Consider the following 19,604-nt stretch of genomic DNA (forward strand, 5'->3'; position numbering starts at 1 on the left):
GTTTCGCCAGCTTGGTCAAGGATGCAGATAGCGTGAGAACGATCTCCAAGATCGATTCCGATCGTATGAGTGGGAATGTGGTATTTCATAGGGTGAGAAGCATAGCAGAAAACGGTTCAATGTACCGTCTTCACCTTCTCATTCTATCTTGTTCTGCAGAGGCAATTTTGAGGAGGTTAGCTTAAGTGTTAAGGGAACTAACAGTAAGAGCAACCATGGAAATTCAAATCCTGAGCGCCCGTCTTCTGTGAATATTCGGAATTTTATAGGAGATAGAGCTTCAGATCTGCGAGAGAGGAAGATACCCAAATCTCCTAATTCAAGAAGTTGGTAATCAAAATCGATAATAAGAACGTCTGATTCGACTGTGTCCTCTGAGCCTTCGATATATTCGTGTCCTCCGTGACATGAAATATGGCAATGTCCGTCTTCCACAGCAATAACTGCCGAACTAGTTCCAATAAATGAGTGCACTAAAATGTTCCATCCAAAGACGTTGGTGAAAAATGGAATAAGCACTAGAGTAGCCGTGATTATAGTTAGAGTGCGGAGATGCTTCATATTTAGCAGAACGTCCGAGCGCTGGCGCCCGCTACCGGGAGCGCCGTGTCGCAACAGGGTTGAATGTTCGAGTTAAGAGGGTCATGTCAACTCACTGCGGGGTAGCGGGTTGTCCAGCCGCGTCTTGTTCGCCTTTGGTTTTTCCCTTCGGCTTTCGTTGGGTGAATTGGTGTGAAATGTCCTCAATCTTCCCTCGATTGCCGGTGGACCTGTCGTGGGGGATGATCATTCGGTAGTCGGCGAGACCGTCTCCATCCTCGTCGGTTACAATCACCTCGTTTCCGTTTTCGATCCACGATCGGCTCACTTCGATGACTCCATCCTTTGACATGATCGTTATCGGAGGGATTCCTGATCCATCACTCGAAAGCTGAGCGATACCGAAATAGTTCTCAGAAATCGAGATCTCAATTTGTGGAACATGACGATCTTTTGACTTCAGGATGTAGCCCTTCCCGTCCTCAAGCTCGATAATCTCTCGTCCTGCCACTGGATCCTTGCGACTCTCTTCCTGCTTGCTGCACGCACCCGCAAAGGATGCAATGAGAAGCACATGTATGAGGAGTTTCATTTTCTGAGGCGAACAGTTTATTCTTCAAACCCCTGAGCGATATCAGATCCTACCTCACCCCTTACTGATTGATCTCTGAAAAACTGCTTCATACTTTATTTTTAAAGGGAATTCAGCCTCTTTGTCGACCTTTAAATCGAGTGTTTTGTTAGTTTTAGATGGCTTAAAATTCAACAATCTCCACACATCTGATATCACCCTTCACGATATCGGATTATCACTCATTGTGCATTATCGTCCCTTGTTAAGCTCACGGAATGATCTTGCTTGAGGTTACCAATGTCATGTGAGCCTGGCACCATGTATCATGTGGCACCATGTATCATGGGGGAGCTTACATAAATGGATCACTTTCCCCTCGACTTATGTGCTTCCCCTTCAGGGAAGGTATATTTAATGAAGAGGCCTAGGGTTGCGGCTCATGCTTCGCCTTACCCTAGGCTGGTATGGGATTCGCCTTCAGCGAATGGGTTATTCCTAAGGGTCTTGCCTAGATAGGGAGGTTACAGCGAATGGGTAATTCCTAAGGGTCTTGCCTAGATAGGGAGGTTAAAAACCACTAAAGTCTAGGTAGAGTAATGAAAAACGACCATAAAAAGTCCAAAAGTCAGACAGACTATGCAGAGTGATGATCATTATGGCTACAATTGGATTTACGAAACTTAGGACGAAACTAACTGTTGATGATGTGGATGGCCGCCCACGGAAATATTCCATGCCGGAGAACCAAATGATGCCAATGATTACGCTTATTAGCATGATTAGAAATTAAGTAAGTTTCGGATTAGCGCTATTAGAAGCAGGATAATAAGCAAGAAGCATATGTTTGGGATGATCTTACGAAGAACGAACCCCAAACCACTGTCATGTTTCATTCTCAATGAGATCCGTTCGGAAGCCGCTCCCATTATAATCAAAGAAATGATGCCGATTAGTTCTTTCATGTGCGCTGATTATTTTAGCATAACAGTTTATTCTTCAAACCCCTGAGCGAATCCTAGTATTGATGTTGGCTACGGTGTGTTTGATGGAGCTATAGAATCTAGGTTTACTTGATGGTCAAGAGCCCTCGTAGATGCCGCGTACGACTTGCTGAAGCCAGTCGAGTGTTGGGATCTCGCCAATTTCTTCGATGGAATTGGTGGCGTGGCGGAATGCGAGCTTACGTAATAGTGTGCGTAGTTGCGCGTTTCCTTGAGATTCAGCGAACAGAGCATTCAGGTCAGTGCTAAAGCTGCGAGAGGAGGAATACTGTTCCAAGGCTTCATCGAGTATCTTGGAGAGTTGCTCAATGTCTTCCATGCTTATTGGGTTTTCTCGAGGATGACTTGAATCGAGCTCTCACTATCGGCTCCGAATTCCTGCTGAAACCCTTCGTGACCGTGGGCGCTGATATTGATGATAAAATCATTGGCATAGCTTACATGAGCATTCAATTGACCGGGCGCCATTACGGAGAAATCATAACTCGGGTGAATCTTATGAAAGCTGTATTTGGGAGTGATCGAGACTGTGTAGCCATCGAGAGGCTTGTTGTCGCTGTCCCTGATGTCGATATGGATGGTGCGCTGAGTGAGGCCGCGAAGTTCATGCTTGAGTTCCCAGAAATTGCTACTTTGAAACAGCAAGATGACACCCAGTATCAATACCATGGCTGAGGTGCTGATCTGTAATGACTTTAGGATTTTATTTAACATGCAGTAGAGCTGGGTTCGATTAATTGTTTAGTAACAACTAACGCCTAACAACTACGGTGTTTTGGTCAATATCAAATGACCACAGCAACTGACTACTTCAGATGATGCGCTAGGTGAGAGGGAGGATGCTGAAGGATAAGGAGAACTTAGTCGTTCTTGAGCACCTTGATGAAAGCATCTTGTGGGATGTTGACCTTGCCGATGGCTTTCATTTTGGCTTTACCCTTCTTCTGCTTTTCGAGGAGTTTGCGCTTGCGCGAGATGTCACCACCGTAACACTTGGCGGTTACATTTTTGCGCATCGCGGAGATGGACTCACGGGCGATGATCTTACCACCGATGGCGGCCTGGATCGCCACGACAAAGAGTTGCTGTGGGATTACGGTTTTGAGTCTCTCACAGAGCTTGCGGCCGTAGGATTCTGCTTTATCGCGGTGGACGATGGTGGAGAAGGCGTCGACTGGTTCGCCTGCGATCATGATGTCCATCTTGACCATCTTGGCGGCGCGGTAGCCATCGTGTTCGTAGTCCATGGAACCGTAGCCACGGGTCATGGATTTGAGTCGATCGTTGAAGTCGACGAGAATTTCTGAGAGTGGCAGTCGGCAAGTGAGCATGACGCGGAGGTCGTCGATGGTTTCGGTGTTCTCCATGTCGCCACGTTTTTCCATGATGAGCTTCATGAGGTCACCGATGTAGTCGCCGGGTGTCATGATGTAGACGCGGACCATGGGCTCACGGATTTCTTGAATCTGTTGAGCTTCGGGAAGCATGCATGGATTGTCGACGATGACTTCTTCGCCATCGGTCTGAGTGATCTCGTAGATGACCGATGGGTAGGTGGAGATGATGTCCATGTTGAACTCACGGCGGAGTCGTTCCTGGATGATCTCCATGTGGAGGAGTCCAAGGAAGCCACAGCGGAACCCAAACCCTAGGGCGGCTGAGGATTCTGACATGTAGGAGAATGCTGCGTCGTTGATTTGGAGCTTGGCGACTGCTACTTTAAGAGCTTCGTAGTCTGAGGTGTCTACTGGGTAGATGCCAGAGAAGACCATTGGCTGGATTTCTTTGAAGCCGGGGAGTGGCTCTGGGCATGGCTTGACTGAGGTGGTCATGGTGTCACCAATTTTCACGTCGTGTGCTGACTTCATGTTGGCAATCACGTAGCCTACGTCGCCAGCGTGAAGCTCGTCGCGCTTGGTCATGGCTGGAGTGAAGACGCCCACTTCTTTGATCTCGTAGGTATTTGGTGTGTGGAAGAATTTGATGCGTGTGCCGCGCTTCATGCTGCCGGAGATCACGCGCACGTAGGATACCACGCCGCGGAAGTTGTCGTAGATTGAATCGAAGACTGAGGCTCTGAGGAATTCATCTTCTGGTTGGACCGGTGGTGGCACGCGCTCGACGATTGCTTCGAGGATGTCTTCGATGCCAATGCCGGCCTTAGCAGATGCAGGGATCGCGTCTTCTGCTGGAATGCAGATGATGTCTTCGAGTTGCTTGTGAACCTTGGGAAGGTCTGCGGACGGGAGGTCAATTTTGTTGATCACTGGCACGATCTTCAGGTCTTGCTCGTTGGCAAGGTGGAGGTTGGCCATCGTTTGTGCTTCGACACCTTGGGCGGCGTCGACGATGAGGATCGCGCCCTCACACGCTGCGAGTGAGCGAGAAACTTCGTAGGAAAAGTCGACGTGACCTGGGGTGTCGAGGAGGTTGAGCTGGTAGCGCTTACCGTCCTTTGCGCTGTAGAACATGCTCACCGGGTGGGATTTGATGGTGATGCCGCGTTCGCGCTCAAGATCCATTGCGTCGAGCAATTGATCTTGTTGGTCGCGTTCTGCGACAGTCTTGGTGAACTCCAAGAGGCGGTCGGAGAGGGTTGTCTTGCCGTGGTCGATGTGGGCAATGATCGAAAAGTTTCTCGTGAGCTCGATGGACATAGCGCTGGGTAAAATCTCAGTGATTGAAATGGTTGCTCCTGCGGCGCGTGGCGACACAAGATGATTGCTGGACGCAAGAGAATCGAAGTTGGCATGATTTTACAGCAAAAAATTCTCTACGACTAAGATATTTCATACTGGTGTATCGAATGCCATCCTACTAACATCGATCATTGTGAACCCATTGATCAGAAATCTTCTATGCGGAGTGGTGGTTGCGGCGCTGGCGAGTTGCACGACAGCGGATAAGTTTTACCAACCGATGACACAGGCTCCGAAGCTTCCATGGCAGGGAGATTCCAGAAAGTGGGGTGGGTATTCGCAGCAAAAATTAGCCGACGGCCACTATCGGGTGAGTTACACTGGCTTCAACAAACCTGAGCGTGACACCTGTGCGTATTTTGCTCTGGTGCGTGCTGCCGAGATTGCGATGCTCGACAAACAAGAGAGCTTTGTGGTGAGCCACGAATCAGCCACGACTGAGCTGGAGGAAAGTAATTTCCCTCCGAGCTCGACGCCCGGTTACTGGGAGGACGTGCCGGTGGTAGAATACGTGAGTGGGCCGAATGGCCAGGTGGTGCCGATCACCACTTTCCGATCGGTCTTTGTGCCACCGCAGCATTTTCCTGCATACACGAAGGTGAACAAGATCCATCACGCCTCTTTGATGATGCGATATCGTGGAGGTGGAAGCAAAAAAATCACTCGCGAGGTCCTCAAGGAGGCGCAGAAGTTTAGCTCAGACATCGGTGCTGTGCACTTGGACGAAAAGGTGCAGAAGGCATTAGCTGCAGGGCAATAGATGGCTTGCTCCATCGTCTTCGATGATCGAGCGCAGGGGGGAGGTTGCGTGCGCCTGTTGATGGGGAGGCGGCGTCTAGTGCCAGCCGTTGCCACTCATGCACTTGGTTGATCGACGTCTCTCGACGATGCTGCCCCAGAATTCTAAGGTCAGTAATCTGCGCAATCAGCTTCGGAATATTGGATAATTTACCGCCGTGCAGTGTTGAGCTAAGTGTGGTTTTTTATGCCTAGATTTAGGGGCTGAGCTGTCCACGGTGTGCTGTGTGTGGCTTGTGGGCTTGTCTCGATATTTGCTTGCTGACACCCTATGAGATGTGATTTGGCGCTTAGTTTTTTGGATTCATCTCGTCACGCTTAGTCTAGTGATTGCGGAGGACGGGATCACTGCGAGGATTGCCGTGCTACAATTTGAGTTGGGAGCTTCTAGCTTTGTCACGCATCCGAAGCAGCAAGCGTTTGAGAGGGCGGAGCCGATGGTGCTGGGCCTTCGCTCTGGACAGGAAGTGATGACTTTATCTGAGCGCAGCGGACAGCGTGGTAGGTGGGTGACCTACAGAGGTTGCGGGGATTTGCCGTTGCTGCATCGAGTGGGGGAGCAATGGCTAGGGTGGCGCACCCTAGATATCCCGCATTCTGGAGATTTTGTGATTCTGGTCTTGAGGCAGGAATCTCAGTCGCGCGCCGTGGTTGTTCCAGTGCATCAAGGGGGCTCAAGGACCATGCTTGGAGTCAATCTGGCTCCTCAGCCAGTAAGGCTGGAGCATGCAGGTGAGTCAGTGACCCTGAGTGTGGGGGAGCTCAGGCCTTTGGGATTTCGGGTTCAACAGAGCACTCTCTATCTGGTGGCTAAGACCTACCAGCATGATGGCTGGAGCGCTCGCTGGGCGCGTGGCTTTTCTGTGAGCCGTAAAGCCAGCCTTTGTTGTGTGCTGTTTCAGAAGAATGGGCAGTTAGAATGCCGGGTGCTGAGCCTATGAAAATTCATGGTTTTGGATTCGATTAAGGGTTGTCTCACCTCGCTGCTAGGCGTATGCAAGAAGCATGCAGAAAATCGACGGGAAGTTAGTAGCAGAGAAGGTTCTATTAGAATGTGCGGACGATATTGCAGCCCTCAAGGCCAAAGGGATACAGCCTGGTCTTGCGGTGGTTCTTATCGGTGAAGATCCGGCCTCTAAAGTCTATGTGGGGTCCAAGGCGCGTAAGTGCGAAGAGCTCGGCATTTATTCTCGCAAGATTGAGCTTGCAGCCGAGTCTACCCAAGAAGAGGTGATGGCGGTAGTGGAGGAGCTCAACAACGACCCAGCCATTCATGGAATTTTAGTGCAATCACCGCCGCCAGCGCACATCGATGAAGAGGCTATCGTGCGCGCGATCAACCCCGCTAAAGATGTTGACGGATTTCACCCTGAGAATGTGGCTAAGCTCGCGCTCGAAGACCCTACAGGGTACGTGCCCTGCACACCAGCTGGGTGCATGCGTTTGTTGAAAGAAGCTGGCATTGAAACATCTGGTGCTGAAGCCGTGGTGATTGGTCGTTCGATGATCGTAGGGAAGCCAATGGCATTGCTCCTCATGGGCAAGGCTGGCAATGCGACAGTGACGGTGGCTCATTCCCGCACCAAAGATCTAGCCGAAGTCTGCCGTCGTGCGGACATTGTCATCGCAGCCATCGGGAAGCCAGAGTTTGTTACCGCTGACATGGTGAAGGATGGTGCCACAGTGATCGATGTGGGTATTAACCGTATCGAAGATGCATCGAAGAAGAGTGGCTTTCGATTGGTCGGCGATGTTGCCTACGATGAGGTGGCACCCAAGTGTCAGGCAATCACTCCAGTTCCAGGAGGTGTCGGACCTATGACAATTGCGATGCTCATGCAGAACACGGTACAGGCTGCGAAGTACGCAAACCAATAGGTTCTTCAGCGAAAGTATTGAGACTGTTCATGACCCTGAGTGCTGGTGCATTCAGGGTTTTTTGCTTTAGAAAAGACACTTGAACGATTTCTTTCTACACAGAAAGGCGTTTTTGGTTTAGGCTGATCGAAGTCTAATAATTAACTATCAATGAAATTTAAGTTTGTTAACCCTTTGATCGCGGTAGCTGCAGTGTCAGCTATCATTCCGCTGAGTTCCTGTAGTGATTTTGCAAACAATGGAGCATCAGCTTTGAACGGGGAGGGAGAAGGAGTGGAGGTTTTGTACGCCTTACCGGTTGGTAAGAGTTACAGTGAGATCGGTATTGTGACTGTGGAGCAAGGTCAGCAAAAGTTTAGCACGCGAGCATTGATCGAGTCACTACGTGATCAAGCTGAAGAAATGGGGGCGGATGCAATCATCATGCACTCAGCGGAACACAACCGCTGGGGAGTCGAGAACACACGCCATGCTGGACTCAAAGACGGTGTGGCTGAGGCCTTGGCAATTCAGTATCTTGATGAGGAAGCTCAAGCTTTGATCGAAGCAGCTGAGAATGGCGAATTCCTTGAGGATGATGTCTTAGTCACAGATGCACCCGAAGATGCTGAAGTGGACACGGGTGAAGAGGCTAGCACTGAAGAAACCATCGCAGAAAATAGCTCTGAAAAGGTGGCTCCATCAGAGTGAGTGGCGACTAGATATCATGGTGCCATGATGAGCTCATGGCATTTTTTGATCACTGGCTAGCTAGATAGCCATGCGCATTCATCGTTCAATTAGTCTTCAATGGACTCAATGATCGGCGTGCCGTAGAGGGTGAAGCCGGTGCATTCGTCGATGCGCACCTTCATGATCTTGCCAACGAGGCGATCAGGATTCCCTTCCATGATTACAATCTTGTTCTGCGGTGTGCGCGAGGTCAGCGTGTTCGGGTTGTTCTTTGATGGGCCGGTACAGAGGACTTCTTGGACAGAGCCAACGAGCGCGTTGTTCTTGCGCTGGGCAATCTCGTTGACCACTGCGAGGAGTCGCTGGTTGCGGTCTTCCTTGGTCTTTTCGCTGTGTTGCTCCAACATGTCCGCTGCTGGCGTGTTGCGACGCTGTGAGTAGCGGAAGACGAAGCAATTGTCGAACTCGAGCTCCTTCACGGTGTTGAGGGTGTCCATGAAGTCTTCCTCAGTCTCCCCAGGAAAGCCGACGATGATGTCGGTGGTGATTGCCATGTCTGGGCGAGCCGCCTTCATCTTCTTGATGATCTCGACAAACTTCTCGTTCTTGTACGGGCGGCGCATTGCCTTGAGGATGCGGTCACTACCGCTCTGCATCGGGAAGTGGATGTGTGAGCAAAGCTTGGGAAGGTAGGTGAAGGCTTCCACGAGGTCGTCACGGTAACCGATCGGGTGCGGCGAAGTGAAGCGGATGCGCTCGAGCCCATCAATCGCATGCACTGCTTCAAGCAACTGCACGAATGGGGACTTGCCGTCGACCTTTGGAAATTCGGTGCGACCGTAGAGGTTCACAATTTGACCGAGCAGGGTGACTTCCTTCACGCCGCGAGCGACGAGGTCCTTGCACTCCTCCACGATGTCGGCAATCGGGCGACCACGCTCGCGACCGCGGGTGTCGGGCACGATGCAGTAGGAACACTTCATGTTGCAGCCCTGCATGATCGATACGAAGGTGGCTGGCTCGATGCTCTCCACCGTGTGGTCCTTGATGGTATTCTGTGAGTCCTTCTCCTCGTCGATGTCGCAGATGTGGTCACCTTTGTAGGTGAGTTTGAGGTCGTCCATACGACGCTCCATGCGAGTCTGGAGGATGCTATCGACGTATTCAAAAACTTTGTGGTACTTCTGAGTGCCGACCACCACATCGAGGTGGGGGATATTATCAAAGAGTTCATTGCCGCGGGATTGGGCCATGCAGCCCATGAAGCCGTAGACGACGTGTGGGCGCTTCTGGCGGTGGCGCACCATGCTTCCCATCTTGCCGAGCGCCTTTTGCTCTGCCTGATCGCGCACGGAACAGGTATTCACAAGAATCGCATCTGCCTCGAATTCGTCCTTGGTTACGGTATAACCACCTTCAGTAAACATCTGAGCAACCTGCTCAGAATCACGTTCGTTCATCTGTCATCCGTAGGTCTTGATAAATACATTAGGCATGATCTTTGTCTCCTTTTGGTGTGAGTGCTTGCTGTGGGCGCGTACGGTAGCATCGATTCGCAATCCGCGCTAGCTGAGGGGGTATAACGCCAATTTCTTAGATTGCAAGTGGATTGAAACTTGTCAGTCCCGAATTCGCTTCCTAGCATTTCGTGGTCCTGTTCAGCTGCAGGCAATCAAGTGGACGCGCCCTGGTAGTTCAATGGATAGAACAAGGCTCTCCTAAAGCTTAGATTCGGGTTCGACTCCCGACCAGGGTACCAGCTGAAATGCCTTCGATGGGTTCTATCCATTGAACTATAGCGAACAAGGCTTTGGCTCCTGCGTCGCCCATGCGGGAAGCTTCGCTTTTCGCTCAGAGGGATGAAGCCGCCCGGCGGCACAGCATTCCTAAAGCTTAGATGGCGGTTCGACTCCCGACCAGGGTACCAGCTGAAATGCCTTCGACGGGTTCTATCCATTGAACTATAGCGAACAAGGCTTTGGCTCCTGCGTCGCCCATGCGGGAAGCTTCGCTTTTCGCTCAGAGGGATGAAGCCGCCCGGCGGCACAGCATTCCTAAAGCTTAGATTCGGGTTCGACTCCGCCCCAGGGTACCAGCTGAAATGCCTTCGATGGGTTCTATCCATTGAACTATAGAGAACAAGGCTTTGGCTCCTGCGTCGCCCATGCGGGAAGCTTCGCTTTTCGCTCAGAGGGGTGAAGCCGCCCGGCGGCACAGCATTCCTAAAGCTTAGATTCGGGGTCGACTCCCGACCAGGGTACCAGCTCAGTCGAGGGGCAATTGCGGGCGTTGTTGCAATTATCCTAAAAATATACTAGCAAGGTAAGAGGATTAAGATCAAACTAGCCTCATGAGCGAGTGCGTAAGTTCTTGCTCGTTGTTTGCAGGGTTCACAGTGGTGAAAGTTACTGAAATCCTTAAGAATATACATTTATCTGCTAGACCTATGAAGAAATTACTAAGCTTTTGTCTCGTCGCCTTGATGCCAGTATCATTGGTGTGTTCTGCCGAAGAACGCTCTAACAATAAGAAGATCCTTTTTATTGCCGGGCCACAATCTCACCAAGTGGGTGAACACGAACACCGAGCTGGTTGTTTACTGCTGATCAAGGCACTGAAGGAAAGTGGGCTGGATGTGGATACTGAGCTCTATGCGATGCAGAAGGGGGATCAGCACCTTTGGCCACAGGATGAGAATCTCTTTGAAGAAGTGGATACCGCAATTGTGTATGCGGATGCGGCTGGTAGAATGGATCAAAAGACCTTGGATCGTGTCCAGCAAGCTGTGGACCGCGGCATGGGGCTGATGTTCATCCACTATGGGGTGCACCCAAGTGTCGAAGTAGGAGAGAAGTACTTCATGCAATGGATCGGTGGCTACTTTAACAACGATGTTTCAGTGAACCCGCATTGGTTTGCCACATTGACACCCAACTCTGAGCATCCAGTGAAGAATGGTATCGATAAAGTGGAAGCGAATGATGAGTGGTACTACAACATGCTTTTCAATGCGGAGCATCAGGTGCTCGCATCCGCGCTCGTGGTTCCTGAGAGAATTACCAAGTACAACAACATATGGCACCAGCCAGGTGATGATCAATTTGGTAAGCAAGTCGCCATCATGTGGGCCAACAAACCAAAAGACGAAAACGCGAGCCGAGGCGTGGGCTTCACTGGTGGCCATTACCACAGCAACTGGGCCGTGGACAATTTCCGCAAGCTAGTGCTTAACGCAATCGTCTGGACGGCTAAGATTGACGTGCCAGAGAATGGTGTGGAGTCCAAGCCACTCACCGTGGAGGACATGAACAGAAATATTGATGGTTTTGCTCCTGATGCAGTCATCGATCAGATCGCAATGCCTAGTCTCACGCTCGACACCATCAAGGTGGACGCCCGCCCTGAAGACCCAGCGAACTACATGGCAAACAAGCGTAAGGCTCGTGAAGCTGCTCAGCGCAAGAAAGAAGCTGAGCGCAAGGCTAAGGAGCAGCAATAAGCGCCCTCGCTCTTGATGGAGCATTACAGCGGGTTCTTGGGGCATTTCCAAGAACCCGCTTTGCATGGAAGAATAGCAGCACAGCGCGATGTTCTAGAAATCGTCTCCCTTCAAGCGCTACATCATCACACCTTTTTTGGAGGGGTGGCTGACGGAGTCTATCAGCGACTGTGCAGCTGGTGACCACGTTTGTTTTTGGCATTCGATCAAGGCTTCTGCCATGTTGTGTTCACTTTTGAAGAGAAGTTTGAAGAGAGCCTTGATCTCAGAGCGGGTCTTCGGGTCGAAGCCTGCGCGGCGAAGCGCGATGGCATTGAGTCCGCCCAACTGGTTTTGGCCATGCACCATGGCATAGGGAGGGATGTCCTTGGAGATCGCTGCGTTGCCCTGCGACATCGCGTAATCTCCAATTTTGATAAATTGGTGGAAGCCGGCACCACCGCCGAGGAAGGCGTGGTTGCCCATGTGGATGTGCCCGGCAATCAAGACGGCATTGGCAAGGATGTTGTGATCGCCCATCTGTACGTCGTGAGCGAGGTGGCTGTTGATCATGAGCATGTTGTGGTTGCCCATCACGGTGGCGCCACCCGCGCTGGTGCTGCGGTTGATGGTGACGTGCTCGCGCAAGGTGTTGTGGTCGCCGATCCTTACAAAGGATTCTGTGGTGGGGTCAAAGGAAAGGTCTTGTGGGTCGCCACCAATGTGGGAACCATACCCGACGAAGTTATCAGAACCTAGGGTGCTTTGGTTGGTGATCCACACGTGAGGGTCGATCTTGCAGTTGTCGCCAATGGTGACATTGGCATCGATGATAGAAAAGGCTCCGATACTGACGTTTTCGCCGATGTTGGCGCTGGGATCAATGATTGCTGATGGGTGGATCATGATGGGTGAGCTTAGATTGCTGGGCTTGGGATTTACTAGTTATTGTTACCGTTAAAATTTTCCGTATTCACGGAATGAGTAATAAGGGCCTCGTTGTGGGTGGTGCGCTCCGATGATGAGATGGTCAATGAAGCGTACTTGAAGCAGCTGAGCTGCCTCATGGATCCGGTGCGTCATGTCCTCATCGGCCCGGCTTGGGCTTGGATCACCGCTGGGGTGGTTGTGCACCAAAATGAAGCCCCACGCTTGGTGGAGAAGGACGTGGTGGAGGATGTCGCGTGGGTGGCACACCGTTTCATTCACCGAGCCGCTAGAGAGCTCAATGGTGCGGCTGTGTTTGAGCCTTGAGTCTACCAAGAGGAGGTAGAGCTTTTCGATGTTCTGGTGCAGCACGAGCGGCTGCATGTGTTGGAAAATTTCTTCAGGTGTTGAGAGTGAAGCTTGGGAAATAGATTCTTTGGCTGCGCGCAAGCCGAGTTCGAAGGCTGCGGCAATTTGCGCTGCCTTGGCGGGGCCTACGCCGTGTTGGCGGGCTAATTCTTTGACATCGGCACGCCCGAGCGACTGTAAGGAACCCTGAGCTTGAAGTAGCTCAGAAGCCACCTCGATGGCGTTCTTGCCTGGAGTGCCGACACGTAAGAATATGGCGAGTAGCTCGGCATTGCTGAGCGAGCTCGGGCCCCACTTGGCGAGTTTTTCTCTGGGCCTCTCGTCTTCAGGCAGGTCATTGATGATATTCCCTGCCATGTGGCTTAGTTGGCTTGGTTGATGATGAGGCAGCAGGTTGCCATGGCGGCGATACCTTCCTTGCGGCCAACGAAGCCCATGGTCTCGTTGGTTGTGGCTTTGATGCCGATGTCAGCGGCCTCAAGCCCAAGGGCGTTGGCGATGTTCGCCTTCATCGCCTCGACATGGGGAAGTATCTTGGGTGCTTCGGCGACGAGTGCTGAGTCTACGTTTTGTAGGTCAGCGCCTTTTTCATCGGCGAGTTGACGGCAGCGGCGTAGGATGTCGAGTGAGCAAATCCCCTCGATGCTCTCGTCATTTGGTGGGAAGTAGTAGCCGATATCTGGTAGTCCCAGCGCACCGAGTACGGCATCGGCAATGGCATGACAGAGAACATCGGCGTCGGAGTGCCCGAGGAGCCCCACAGAATGGGGGATATCAACACCTCCAAGGATGCATTTGCGACCTTCGGCGAATTGGTGGACATCGTAGCCGATGCCAGTACGGATCTTCATAGAGATTGAATGAGTGAAATGGTGCTAGGTTGGGTAGGAGCGATGTATTACAGCGATACGGTCTCGCCGATTGCTGGCAGCAGGAGCTGCTTGCCAGCCTTTGTAAAGTGGTCGCGAGCTTCTGATTGATCAATTTCAATGTATGGGAAGGTATCGAAGTGGGTACCAAGGACTTTGGTAACACCTGACCATTCGGCACAGATGGCAGCATCTTCATAGCCCATGGTGAAATTATCGCCGATACAGAGCGCAGCCCAGTCGAGCTGGTGGAACTCGCCGAGCAACTTCATGTCGTAGGTGAGTGCGGTGTCGCCAGAAATGTAGAAATTGCCTTCTTCGCTTTCCACGACGAAGCCGCCAGGGTTGCCGCCGTAGGAGCCATCTGGGAGAACCGAGGAATGGACTGCATTGACAAATTTCACTTTGCCAAAGGGTAATTGCACACTGCCACCGTGGTTGAGCGGGTGGCCATTTTCGACACCTTTCTCGCCAAACCAGCAGACAATTTCATAATTTGAGATGAGTGTTGCCCCGGTGCGCTTGAGGATCGCTTCGGCATCAGCCACGTGGTCTTCATGACCGTGGGTGATGAGGACATAGTCAGCTTGAATCGTCTCAAGATCGAGAGCTGAGGCCTGTGGGTTTGGTGAAATAAAGGGGTCAAAAAGGATCGAAGTGCCTGCTACTTCAACTAAAAAACAAGAGTGTCCATAAAAGGTGACGTTCATACGCAGACTATGACTTGCTAGAGCATTTTTTGAAGGAAAATTTTGGGTGAAGTATCGCTATCATGTTTCTGACTTGAGGTGCCATCGCGTGGGTAACAAAAAAGCTGCTCGAGTGAGCAGCTTTTGTAAGGTATTTAGTGACTCGATAATCCGAGTGTTGCCGCTGATGGGCATCCTTATGCTAGAGGTCTACTGACCTGGGTGACCCGGAGGGAGTGCGCCTTGTGGAAGCTGGAAGGGGAGTCCCTGAGGCATTTGACGCTTGCGAATCTCGGTGAGTTCGATGTCGAAGATGAGAGCCGAGTTAGGCTCGATCTTTGAGCTTTGGCGTTGTGGGCCGTAGGCGAGCTTTGCTGGAATGAAGACTTTCCATTTTGCGCCGATAGGCATGGTTTTGAGTGCTTCACCAAAGCCGGGGATGACTTGGAGTGTGAGTGGTAGTGCTTGGCCTTCTGGTGACTTGTCGAATTCTGTGCCATCGAGTAGCGTGCCAGTGTAGTTCACGAGAAACTCGGACTGCGTGTCCATGCCATTTTGCATTTCGGCAGGAGCTTCATATTTTTTGTCGCCACCTTTTTCGATGATGGTGTACTGGAGGCCGGATTCGGTGGTGACCACACCATCTTTCTTGCCATTTTCGGTGAAGAACGCGTCACTCTTGGCAAGGTTCGCTTCGCCAAGCTTGGCGTCACGTGCATCGACGATGCCTTTGAGCTGCTGCATGGCAGCGTCGAGTTCTTCTGGTTTAAATTTGAGTTCTTCTCCAGCAAGTCCGGATAGGAAGCCATTGAGCATAGCATCTTTGTCGAAGTCGCTGCCTTTGAGGCCAGCACTGGCGAGAGAAAATGCATTTTGATATCCGATGGCGTAGGATACGCGTGCCTTCACGACTGCTGGGTCGATCGGGGCTGGAGCTTCTGCTGGTGCTTGTGGTGCAGGGTTTTGTGCATAGGCAAGGGCGCTGAGGCCGATGCTGATGGTGCTAATTAGTGTTTTTTTCATATAAGTATTTCAGTGATAGCGATAGCGTCTGAGCTTCTTGTCTTAGGAATGTTGAGCGTTTAGAATTTGTTAGATGCTGTATTTCTTGCTGGGTAATGGAATGATACAGTCGCAGTTCGGAAGTCTTTCAGCGAGTTGTTGCTGGAACCATTCGCTGGCTGGTAGATCGCCATGAACGAGGAAGACTTGCTTTGCTTGTACGCGGAGGATGTAGTCGAGAATGGCATCGCGAGTGGCATGGCCAGAGAAGTCGAAGATTTCGACTGGGCAGTTTAGTACGACTGGGTCTTTATCTTTTGAGAGTCGGATAATGTCTCCATGGCGTGTCTCGCGGATTGCTCCACCGGGGGAATCTGGATCGCAATAGCCCACGAAGAGGAGGCTATTTTTGGGGTTGGATACGAAGGTTTGGGCGAAGATGTTGGAGGTGGTGTTCTCGCTCATCATGCCACTAGAAAGGCAGAAAATCGCGCCTGGACGGTAGGTGATGGGAGCGCCCTTGTGCTTTTTAGAACCAGTATTGATGTCCATGTCTTCCAGGATCTTAAAGTCGGGAAGTTTGCGGCTAGTGGAGTCGGAGAGGTCATCGAAGATGTGTGTCATTTTTGTGCTCAATCCGCCCATGTAGACTGGGGTCTTTTCTGGCAGGCGTCCGTCCGACTTGAACTTATGAATCATGGTAAGTACTTCCTGGGTCTTACCCATTGCAAATACTGGGATCAGGGCTGATCCTCCACGCTCGATCGTATCGAGGATGGCTTGGAGTAGTTTGTCTTCCTCGGACTGGCGGTCGTAACCGGGGGCGCGCGGTGCGGCGCCACGAGTCGTTTCGATGATGAGTGCGTCTATGTTTTCTTCTGGGAAACGTGCGCCGGTGATGAGGGTTTGGTCTTCGAACTGAATGTCACCAGTATAGAAAACGCGCTTTCCTTCGGATTCAATCATGACCCCAGCTGAGCCGAGGATGTGCCCCGCGTCGTAGAAACTAAGCTGGGTGTCGCGATTGATTTTCCAAGGCTTTTCGTAGGGCTTTGGCTCCCAGCGTTTGGCGAGTCGGTCGAGCTCACGGTGTCCATAGAGTGGGTACTCGGTGATGCCTAATTCGAGGCGCTTGTGCTGCATCACGTTCACGGAGTTGTGGAGCAGGGCTTTGGCTAGGTGAGAGGTGGCTTCCGTGAGGTAGAGAGGGGCGTCCTCTTGGTCGCGCATGATCACGGGGATCGTGCCTGTGTGGTCGAGGTGCGCGTGGCTCAGGACGATGGCATCGACGCTATGCGGCGGCAGTTCGTGGTGTGCCGGCAGGGCATCTGGGCCCTCGTGCTTCGGGTGCATCCCGGAATCGAGCACGATCGAGCAATCGCTAGTCTCAAGGTGATAGCAATTGGCTCCGATTTCGTTTTTGCGTGCTAGGTTCTGGAATTGCATAATGCGTGTGATTGGTTAGCAGAATTTTACGGTGTGTTTTTTGGATAAGCGTAGCACATCGCCCACTGCTAGAGTGACAACGGCATTGGGGTCGGTGAGCTTTTCACCATTGAGTTGGATCGCTCCAGGAAGGATGGCTTGCTTCTTGAGTTCGCCATTCGATTTTTTCAGGTTGAAGCCGATCTGGAAGGCTGAGGATGCCATGCTGAGCACGGTGAGTTCAGTCGGGAAGTCGGCAAGTGTCACATCGGTAGCGCCGGCTCCTTGGTCGCCTTTGGAGCGGTCGAGCCACTTCTGCACAGCGTCGGCCGCGGAACTTTCGTCGTGATAGCGAGCGGTGATGCGGCGGGCTAGTTCGAGCTTGGCATCGCGCGGGTGCATGGATGCGTCGCGCTTGGTACCGAGGAGCATGAGGTAGTACTTGTCCATCAACGCGTCGGAGATGGACATGAGTTTATTGACCATCTCGGGAGCTGGCTCGGAGACGCCAACGTAGTTTTTCGAAGACTTGGACATTTTCTTCACGCCGTCGAGTCCTTCGAGGAGTGGCATGAGCATGACGATCTGCTGTGGCATGCCTTCCTCTTTCTGTAGGTCTCGACCTACGAGGATGTTGAAGAGTTGGTCTGTGCCGCCGATTTCGACATCGGACTTTACTACGACGGAGTCCCAGCCTTGCATGATTGGGTATTGGATTTCGTGGAGGCGCACTTCCTTGCCATCAGCGAGTCGGGACTTAAAATCCTCGCGCTGGAGCATCTGCTGCATGGTCACGCGGCCGTTGAGCTTGAGTACCTGATCGTAGGTCATCTTGTTGAACCAATCACCATTGTAGACGACTTCGGTTTTGTCTGGGTCTAGGATCTTGAACGCCTGGGTGGTGTAGGTTTCAGCATTGGAGAGGACTTCCTCGCGGGTGATTGGCGGGCGCGCAGCGGAGCGGCCAGTGGGGTCGCCCACGGTGGCGGTGAAGTCGCCAATGATGAGTACGGCTGTGTGGCCGAGTTCTTGGAATTGGCGTAATTTTTCAATTGCCACGGTGTGTCCGAGGTGGATGTCAGGAGCGGTCGGATCGACGCCGAGCTTGACCCGCAGCGGGCGTCCGAGTTCCAGCTTTTCAGCGAGTTCTTTTTCAGAGAGGACCTTGGCGGTGCCGCCTACAAGTTGTTCTAGTGCGTTTGACATTGTCAAAAAGTGATAAATTAGAAATGTGAAGTGTGGAGTGCCAGCATGCTGAAACTCTAGATTCCAGAGATTGAACCCTATTGGTTGAGGAAGTTCTTTAGTAGCTGGAGGCCTGCGTGTTGTGATTTTTCAGGGTGAAATTGGGTCGCCATGAGTTTGCCCCGTGTGACTGCACCGTGGAAGGTTTGGTTGCCGTAGGTCGTGGTACAGGCCACAGCTTCTGCTTCTTCGGCCCTGGGGAAGTAGGAGTGCACGTAGTAGAAATACGGCTCATCACTCATGCCCTGCCACATGGTGTGTTGGCTGTCGTGAGGAGTCACGCCGTTCCAGCCCATGTGGGGGACTTTGAGTCCGTCTTCTGCAGCGAACTTGACGTTCATACCTTTAAAGACTCCAAGTCCAGGAGTGTCGGGTGATTCTTCACTGCCCTCGAAGAGCAATTGGTAGCCGACACAAATGCCCATGAATGGGCGATCAGCCGCAATCCAATCGAGGAGCGGTTGGGTCATGCCCGAGGCTGCGAGTTTGCGCGAGCAATCGCCAAATTCGCCCTGACCCGGGAGGACTAGATGGGTGAGCCCCACGAGTTCTTCCGGTGCGGTGATTAGCTGGGCTTGAGCACCCACAGCCTTGAAGGCGTTGAGGACACTCTGCAAGTTGCCCGCGCCGTAGTCGATAATTCCTACGTTCATATCGAGATGTTTTAGGTCTTAGCGATGGTATTTACGTTAGAGGACTTCCTTGGTGCTGGGAATGCCAGTCACGCGAGGGTCGTTCTCCATGGCCATACGTAGTGCACGGGCTAAACCTTTGAAGAGAGATTCCGCAATGTGGTGACCATCGCGACCATAAAGCACTTCAGCGTGGATGTTTGCTCGGAGGTTTGAGGCGATCGCGCGGAAGAATTCCTCCACCAAGGTGAAGGGGAAGTTCTGCGCATCTGGAGTGCCTTCTGGAAATTTGAATTCGAGGTGCGGGCGGTTCGATAGATCTACCACGACGCGTGAGAGCGTCTCATCCATTGGGAGGTATGCATGGCCATAGCGTGTGATGCCTTTCTTATCTCCAAGAGCTTCTTTGAGACACTCACCGATCACGATTGCTGTGTCCTCAACAGTGTGGTGGTAGTCGACTTCAATGTCGCCATCCACGGTCACCTCAAGATCAATCAGGCCGTGGCGGGAAAATGCGGTGAGCATGTGATCGTAAAACGGAATTCCGGTCTCGATCTTTCCAGTACCTGAGCCATCAATATTGAGGCTGAGCTGAATTTTGGTTTCGGCAGTATCGCGCTGTTGTGATGCAGATCTCATAAAATGTATGTCACAGTGTGCGGAAGCTGACGTGAAGATCAAGAGCGAATGTGTCTGCGTTAGGATTCATCGAGTGGCAGTCAGAAAATGCTGTGCCAGCGCGGATGCCCGCGGATTGTTCGCCATGGTTCATCTTGCGATGATTGTGTTCTGACTCAGCATCT

The 19,604-nt window shown here is 51.8% G+C and carries 21 protein-coding genes and 1 tRNA gene; 7 read left to right on the forward strand and 15 right to left on the reverse strand.

The features are described 5' to 3' along the window. The coding region (locus tag F454_RS16560; protein WP_205618979.1) for a hypothetical protein at positions 1 to 185 on the forward strand (185 nt) is incomplete at its 5' end. A gap of 467 nt (positions 186 to 652) precedes the next feature. Here F454_RS16560 and F454_RS0102680 read toward each other — a convergent pair. The 4 genes from F454_RS0102680 to lepA all read right to left on the reverse strand — a co-directional run bounded on the left by F454_RS0102680 (position 653) and on the right by lepA (position 4,772). Beyond that, entirely contained in the window at positions 653 to 1,132 is a 480-nt protein-coding gene (locus F454_RS0102680; RefSeq protein ID WP_018969076.1) for a hypothetical protein, read from the reverse strand. Between the two features lie 1,059 nt (positions 1,133 to 2,191). Next, positions 2,192 to 2,434 carry a hypothetical protein gene (locus F454_RS0102690; RefSeq protein WP_018969078.1) on the reverse strand — a complete coding sequence of 81 codons (243 nt, stop codon included), beginning with the start codon at positions 2,432 to 2,434 and terminating at the stop codon, positions 2,192 to 2,194. A gap of 2 nt (positions 2,435 to 2,436) precedes the next feature. Continuing rightward, complete coding sequence (locus F454_RS0102695) at positions 2,437 to 2,829, reverse strand: hypothetical protein (protein ID WP_018969079.1); 393 nt, start codon at positions 2,827 to 2,829, stop codon at positions 2,437 to 2,439. Between the two features lie 146 nt (positions 2,830 to 2,975). Then, entirely contained in the window at positions 2,976 to 4,772 is a 1,797-nt protein-coding gene (gene lepA / locus F454_RS0102700) for a translation elongation factor 4 (RefSeq protein ID WP_018969080.1), read from the reverse strand. 175 nt (positions 4,773 to 4,947) lie between these two features. Here lepA and F454_RS0102705 point away from each other — a divergent pair, with 175 nt between their 5' ends. The 4 genes from F454_RS0102705 (at position 4,948) to F454_RS0102720 (ending at position 8,180) form a co-directional block, all read left to right on the forward strand. Then, positions 4,948 to 5,574 carry a CC0125/CC1285 family lipoprotein gene (locus F454_RS0102705; RefSeq protein WP_156817104.1) on the forward strand — a complete coding sequence of 209 codons (627 nt, stop codon included), beginning with the start codon at positions 4,948 to 4,950 and terminating at the stop codon, positions 5,572 to 5,574. A 316-nt stretch (positions 5,575 to 5,890) separates the two neighbouring features. Next, on the forward strand, positions 5,891 to 6,553 hold the full coding sequence (locus F454_RS0102710; protein WP_018969082.1) for a hypothetical protein: 663 nt from the start codon (positions 5,891 to 5,893) through the stop codon (positions 6,551 to 6,553). 64 nt (positions 6,554 to 6,617) lie between these two features. Continuing rightward, positions 6,618 to 7,490 (forward strand): bifunctional methylenetetrahydrofolate dehydrogenase/methenyltetrahydrofolate cyclohydrolase FolD, encoded by an 873-nt coding sequence (gene folD, locus F454_RS0102715; protein WP_018969083.1) that lies wholly within the window; start codon positions 6,618 to 6,620, stop codon positions 7,488 to 7,490. 150 nt (positions 7,491 to 7,640) lie between these two features. Continuing rightward, positions 7,641 to 8,180: a hypothetical protein gene (locus F454_RS0102720; protein WP_018969084.1), complete on the forward strand. Its 540-nt coding sequence runs from the start codon at positions 7,641 to 7,643 to the stop codon at positions 8,178 to 8,180. Positions 8,181 to 8,269: 89 nt separating this feature from the next. Here the strand turns inward: F454_RS0102720 and miaB are convergent, their stop codons facing one another. Continuing rightward, complete coding sequence (gene miaB / locus F454_RS0102725; RefSeq protein WP_018969085.1) at positions 8,270 to 9,622, reverse strand: tRNA (N6-isopentenyl adenosine(37)-C2)-methylthiotransferase MiaB; 1,353 nt, start codon at positions 9,620 to 9,622, stop codon at positions 8,270 to 8,272. 224 nt (positions 9,623 to 9,846) lie between these two features. Here miaB and F454_RS0102730 point away from each other — a divergent pair. Next, a tRNA-Arg gene (locus F454_RS0102730) sits at positions 9,847 to 9,921 on the forward strand. Between the two features lie 687 nt (positions 9,922 to 10,608). Beyond that, positions 10,609 to 11,661 carry a ThuA domain-containing protein gene (locus tag F454_RS13930; RefSeq protein WP_018969086.1) on the forward strand — a complete coding sequence of 351 codons (1,053 nt, stop codon included), beginning with the start codon at positions 10,609 to 10,611 and terminating at the stop codon, positions 11,659 to 11,661. A 117-nt stretch (positions 11,662 to 11,778) separates the two neighbouring features. Here the strand turns inward: F454_RS13930 and lpxA are convergent, their stop codons facing one another. The 10 genes from lpxA to F454_RS16690 form a co-directional block, all read right to left on the reverse strand. Continuing rightward, positions 11,779 to 12,546 (reverse strand): acyl-ACP--UDP-N-acetylglucosamine O-acyltransferase, encoded by a 768-nt coding sequence (gene lpxA, locus F454_RS0102740; RefSeq protein ID WP_018969087.1) that lies wholly within the window; start codon positions 12,544 to 12,546, stop codon positions 11,779 to 11,781. Positions 12,547 to 12,597: 51 nt separating this feature from the next. Next, positions 12,598 to 13,293, reverse strand: coding sequence for a RadC family protein (gene radC, locus F454_RS0102745; protein WP_018969088.1), 696 nt, complete (start codon positions 13,291 to 13,293; stop codon positions 12,598 to 12,600). Positions 13,294 to 13,298: 5 nt separating this feature from the next. Beyond that, positions 13,299 to 13,787 (reverse strand): 2-C-methyl-D-erythritol 2,4-cyclodiphosphate synthase, encoded by a 489-nt coding sequence (ispF, locus tag F454_RS0102750; RefSeq protein WP_018969089.1) that lies wholly within the window; start codon positions 13,785 to 13,787, stop codon positions 13,299 to 13,301. A 47-nt stretch (positions 13,788 to 13,834) separates the two neighbouring features. Further along, complete coding sequence (locus F454_RS0102755; RefSeq protein WP_018969090.1) at positions 13,835 to 14,515, reverse strand: metal-dependent hydrolase; 681 nt, start codon at positions 14,513 to 14,515, stop codon at positions 13,835 to 13,837. A 189-nt stretch (positions 14,516 to 14,704) separates the two neighbouring features. Then, complete coding sequence (locus F454_RS13935) at positions 14,705 to 15,517, reverse strand: FKBP-type peptidyl-prolyl cis-trans isomerase N-terminal domain-containing protein (RefSeq protein WP_018969091.1); 813 nt, start codon at positions 15,515 to 15,517, stop codon at positions 14,705 to 14,707. A 69-nt stretch (positions 15,518 to 15,586) separates the two neighbouring features. After that, positions 15,587 to 16,942, reverse strand: a complete 1,356-nt coding sequence (locus F454_RS0102765) for an MBL fold metallo-hydrolase (protein WP_018969092.1) — start codon at positions 16,940 to 16,942, stop codon at positions 15,587 to 15,589. Between the two features lie 15 nt (positions 16,943 to 16,957). Continuing rightward, the gene (gene tyrS, locus F454_RS0102770; RefSeq protein WP_018969093.1) at positions 16,958 to 18,127 is read right to left on the reverse strand and encodes a tyrosine--tRNA ligase; all 1,170 of its coding nucleotides are present in this window, start codon (positions 18,125 to 18,127) and stop codon (positions 16,958 to 16,960) included. A 77-nt stretch (positions 18,128 to 18,204) separates the two neighbouring features. Next, positions 18,205 to 18,819 (reverse strand): imidazole glycerol phosphate synthase subunit HisH, encoded by a 615-nt coding sequence (hisH, locus tag F454_RS0102775; RefSeq protein WP_018969094.1) that lies wholly within the window; start codon positions 18,817 to 18,819, stop codon positions 18,205 to 18,207. Positions 18,820 to 18,855: 36 nt separating this feature from the next. Then, positions 18,856 to 19,440 carry an imidazoleglycerol-phosphate dehydratase HisB gene (gene hisB, locus F454_RS0102780; protein ID WP_018969095.1) on the reverse strand — a complete coding sequence of 195 codons (585 nt, stop codon included), beginning with the start codon at positions 19,438 to 19,440 and terminating at the stop codon, positions 18,856 to 18,858. Between the two features lie 10 nt (positions 19,441 to 19,450). Further along, a complete protein-coding gene (locus F454_RS16690) occupies positions 19,451 to 19,573 on the reverse strand; it encodes a hypothetical protein (protein ID WP_018969096.1) in 123 nt (40 codons plus the stop codon). Between the last annotated feature and the right edge of the window lie 31 nt (positions 19,574 to 19,604).

This window comes from Rubritalea marina DSM 17716 (assembly GCF_000378105.1).
Taxonomy (GTDB): domain Bacteria; phylum Verrucomicrobiota; class Verrucomicrobiia; order Verrucomicrobiales; family Akkermansiaceae; genus Rubritalea; species Rubritalea marina.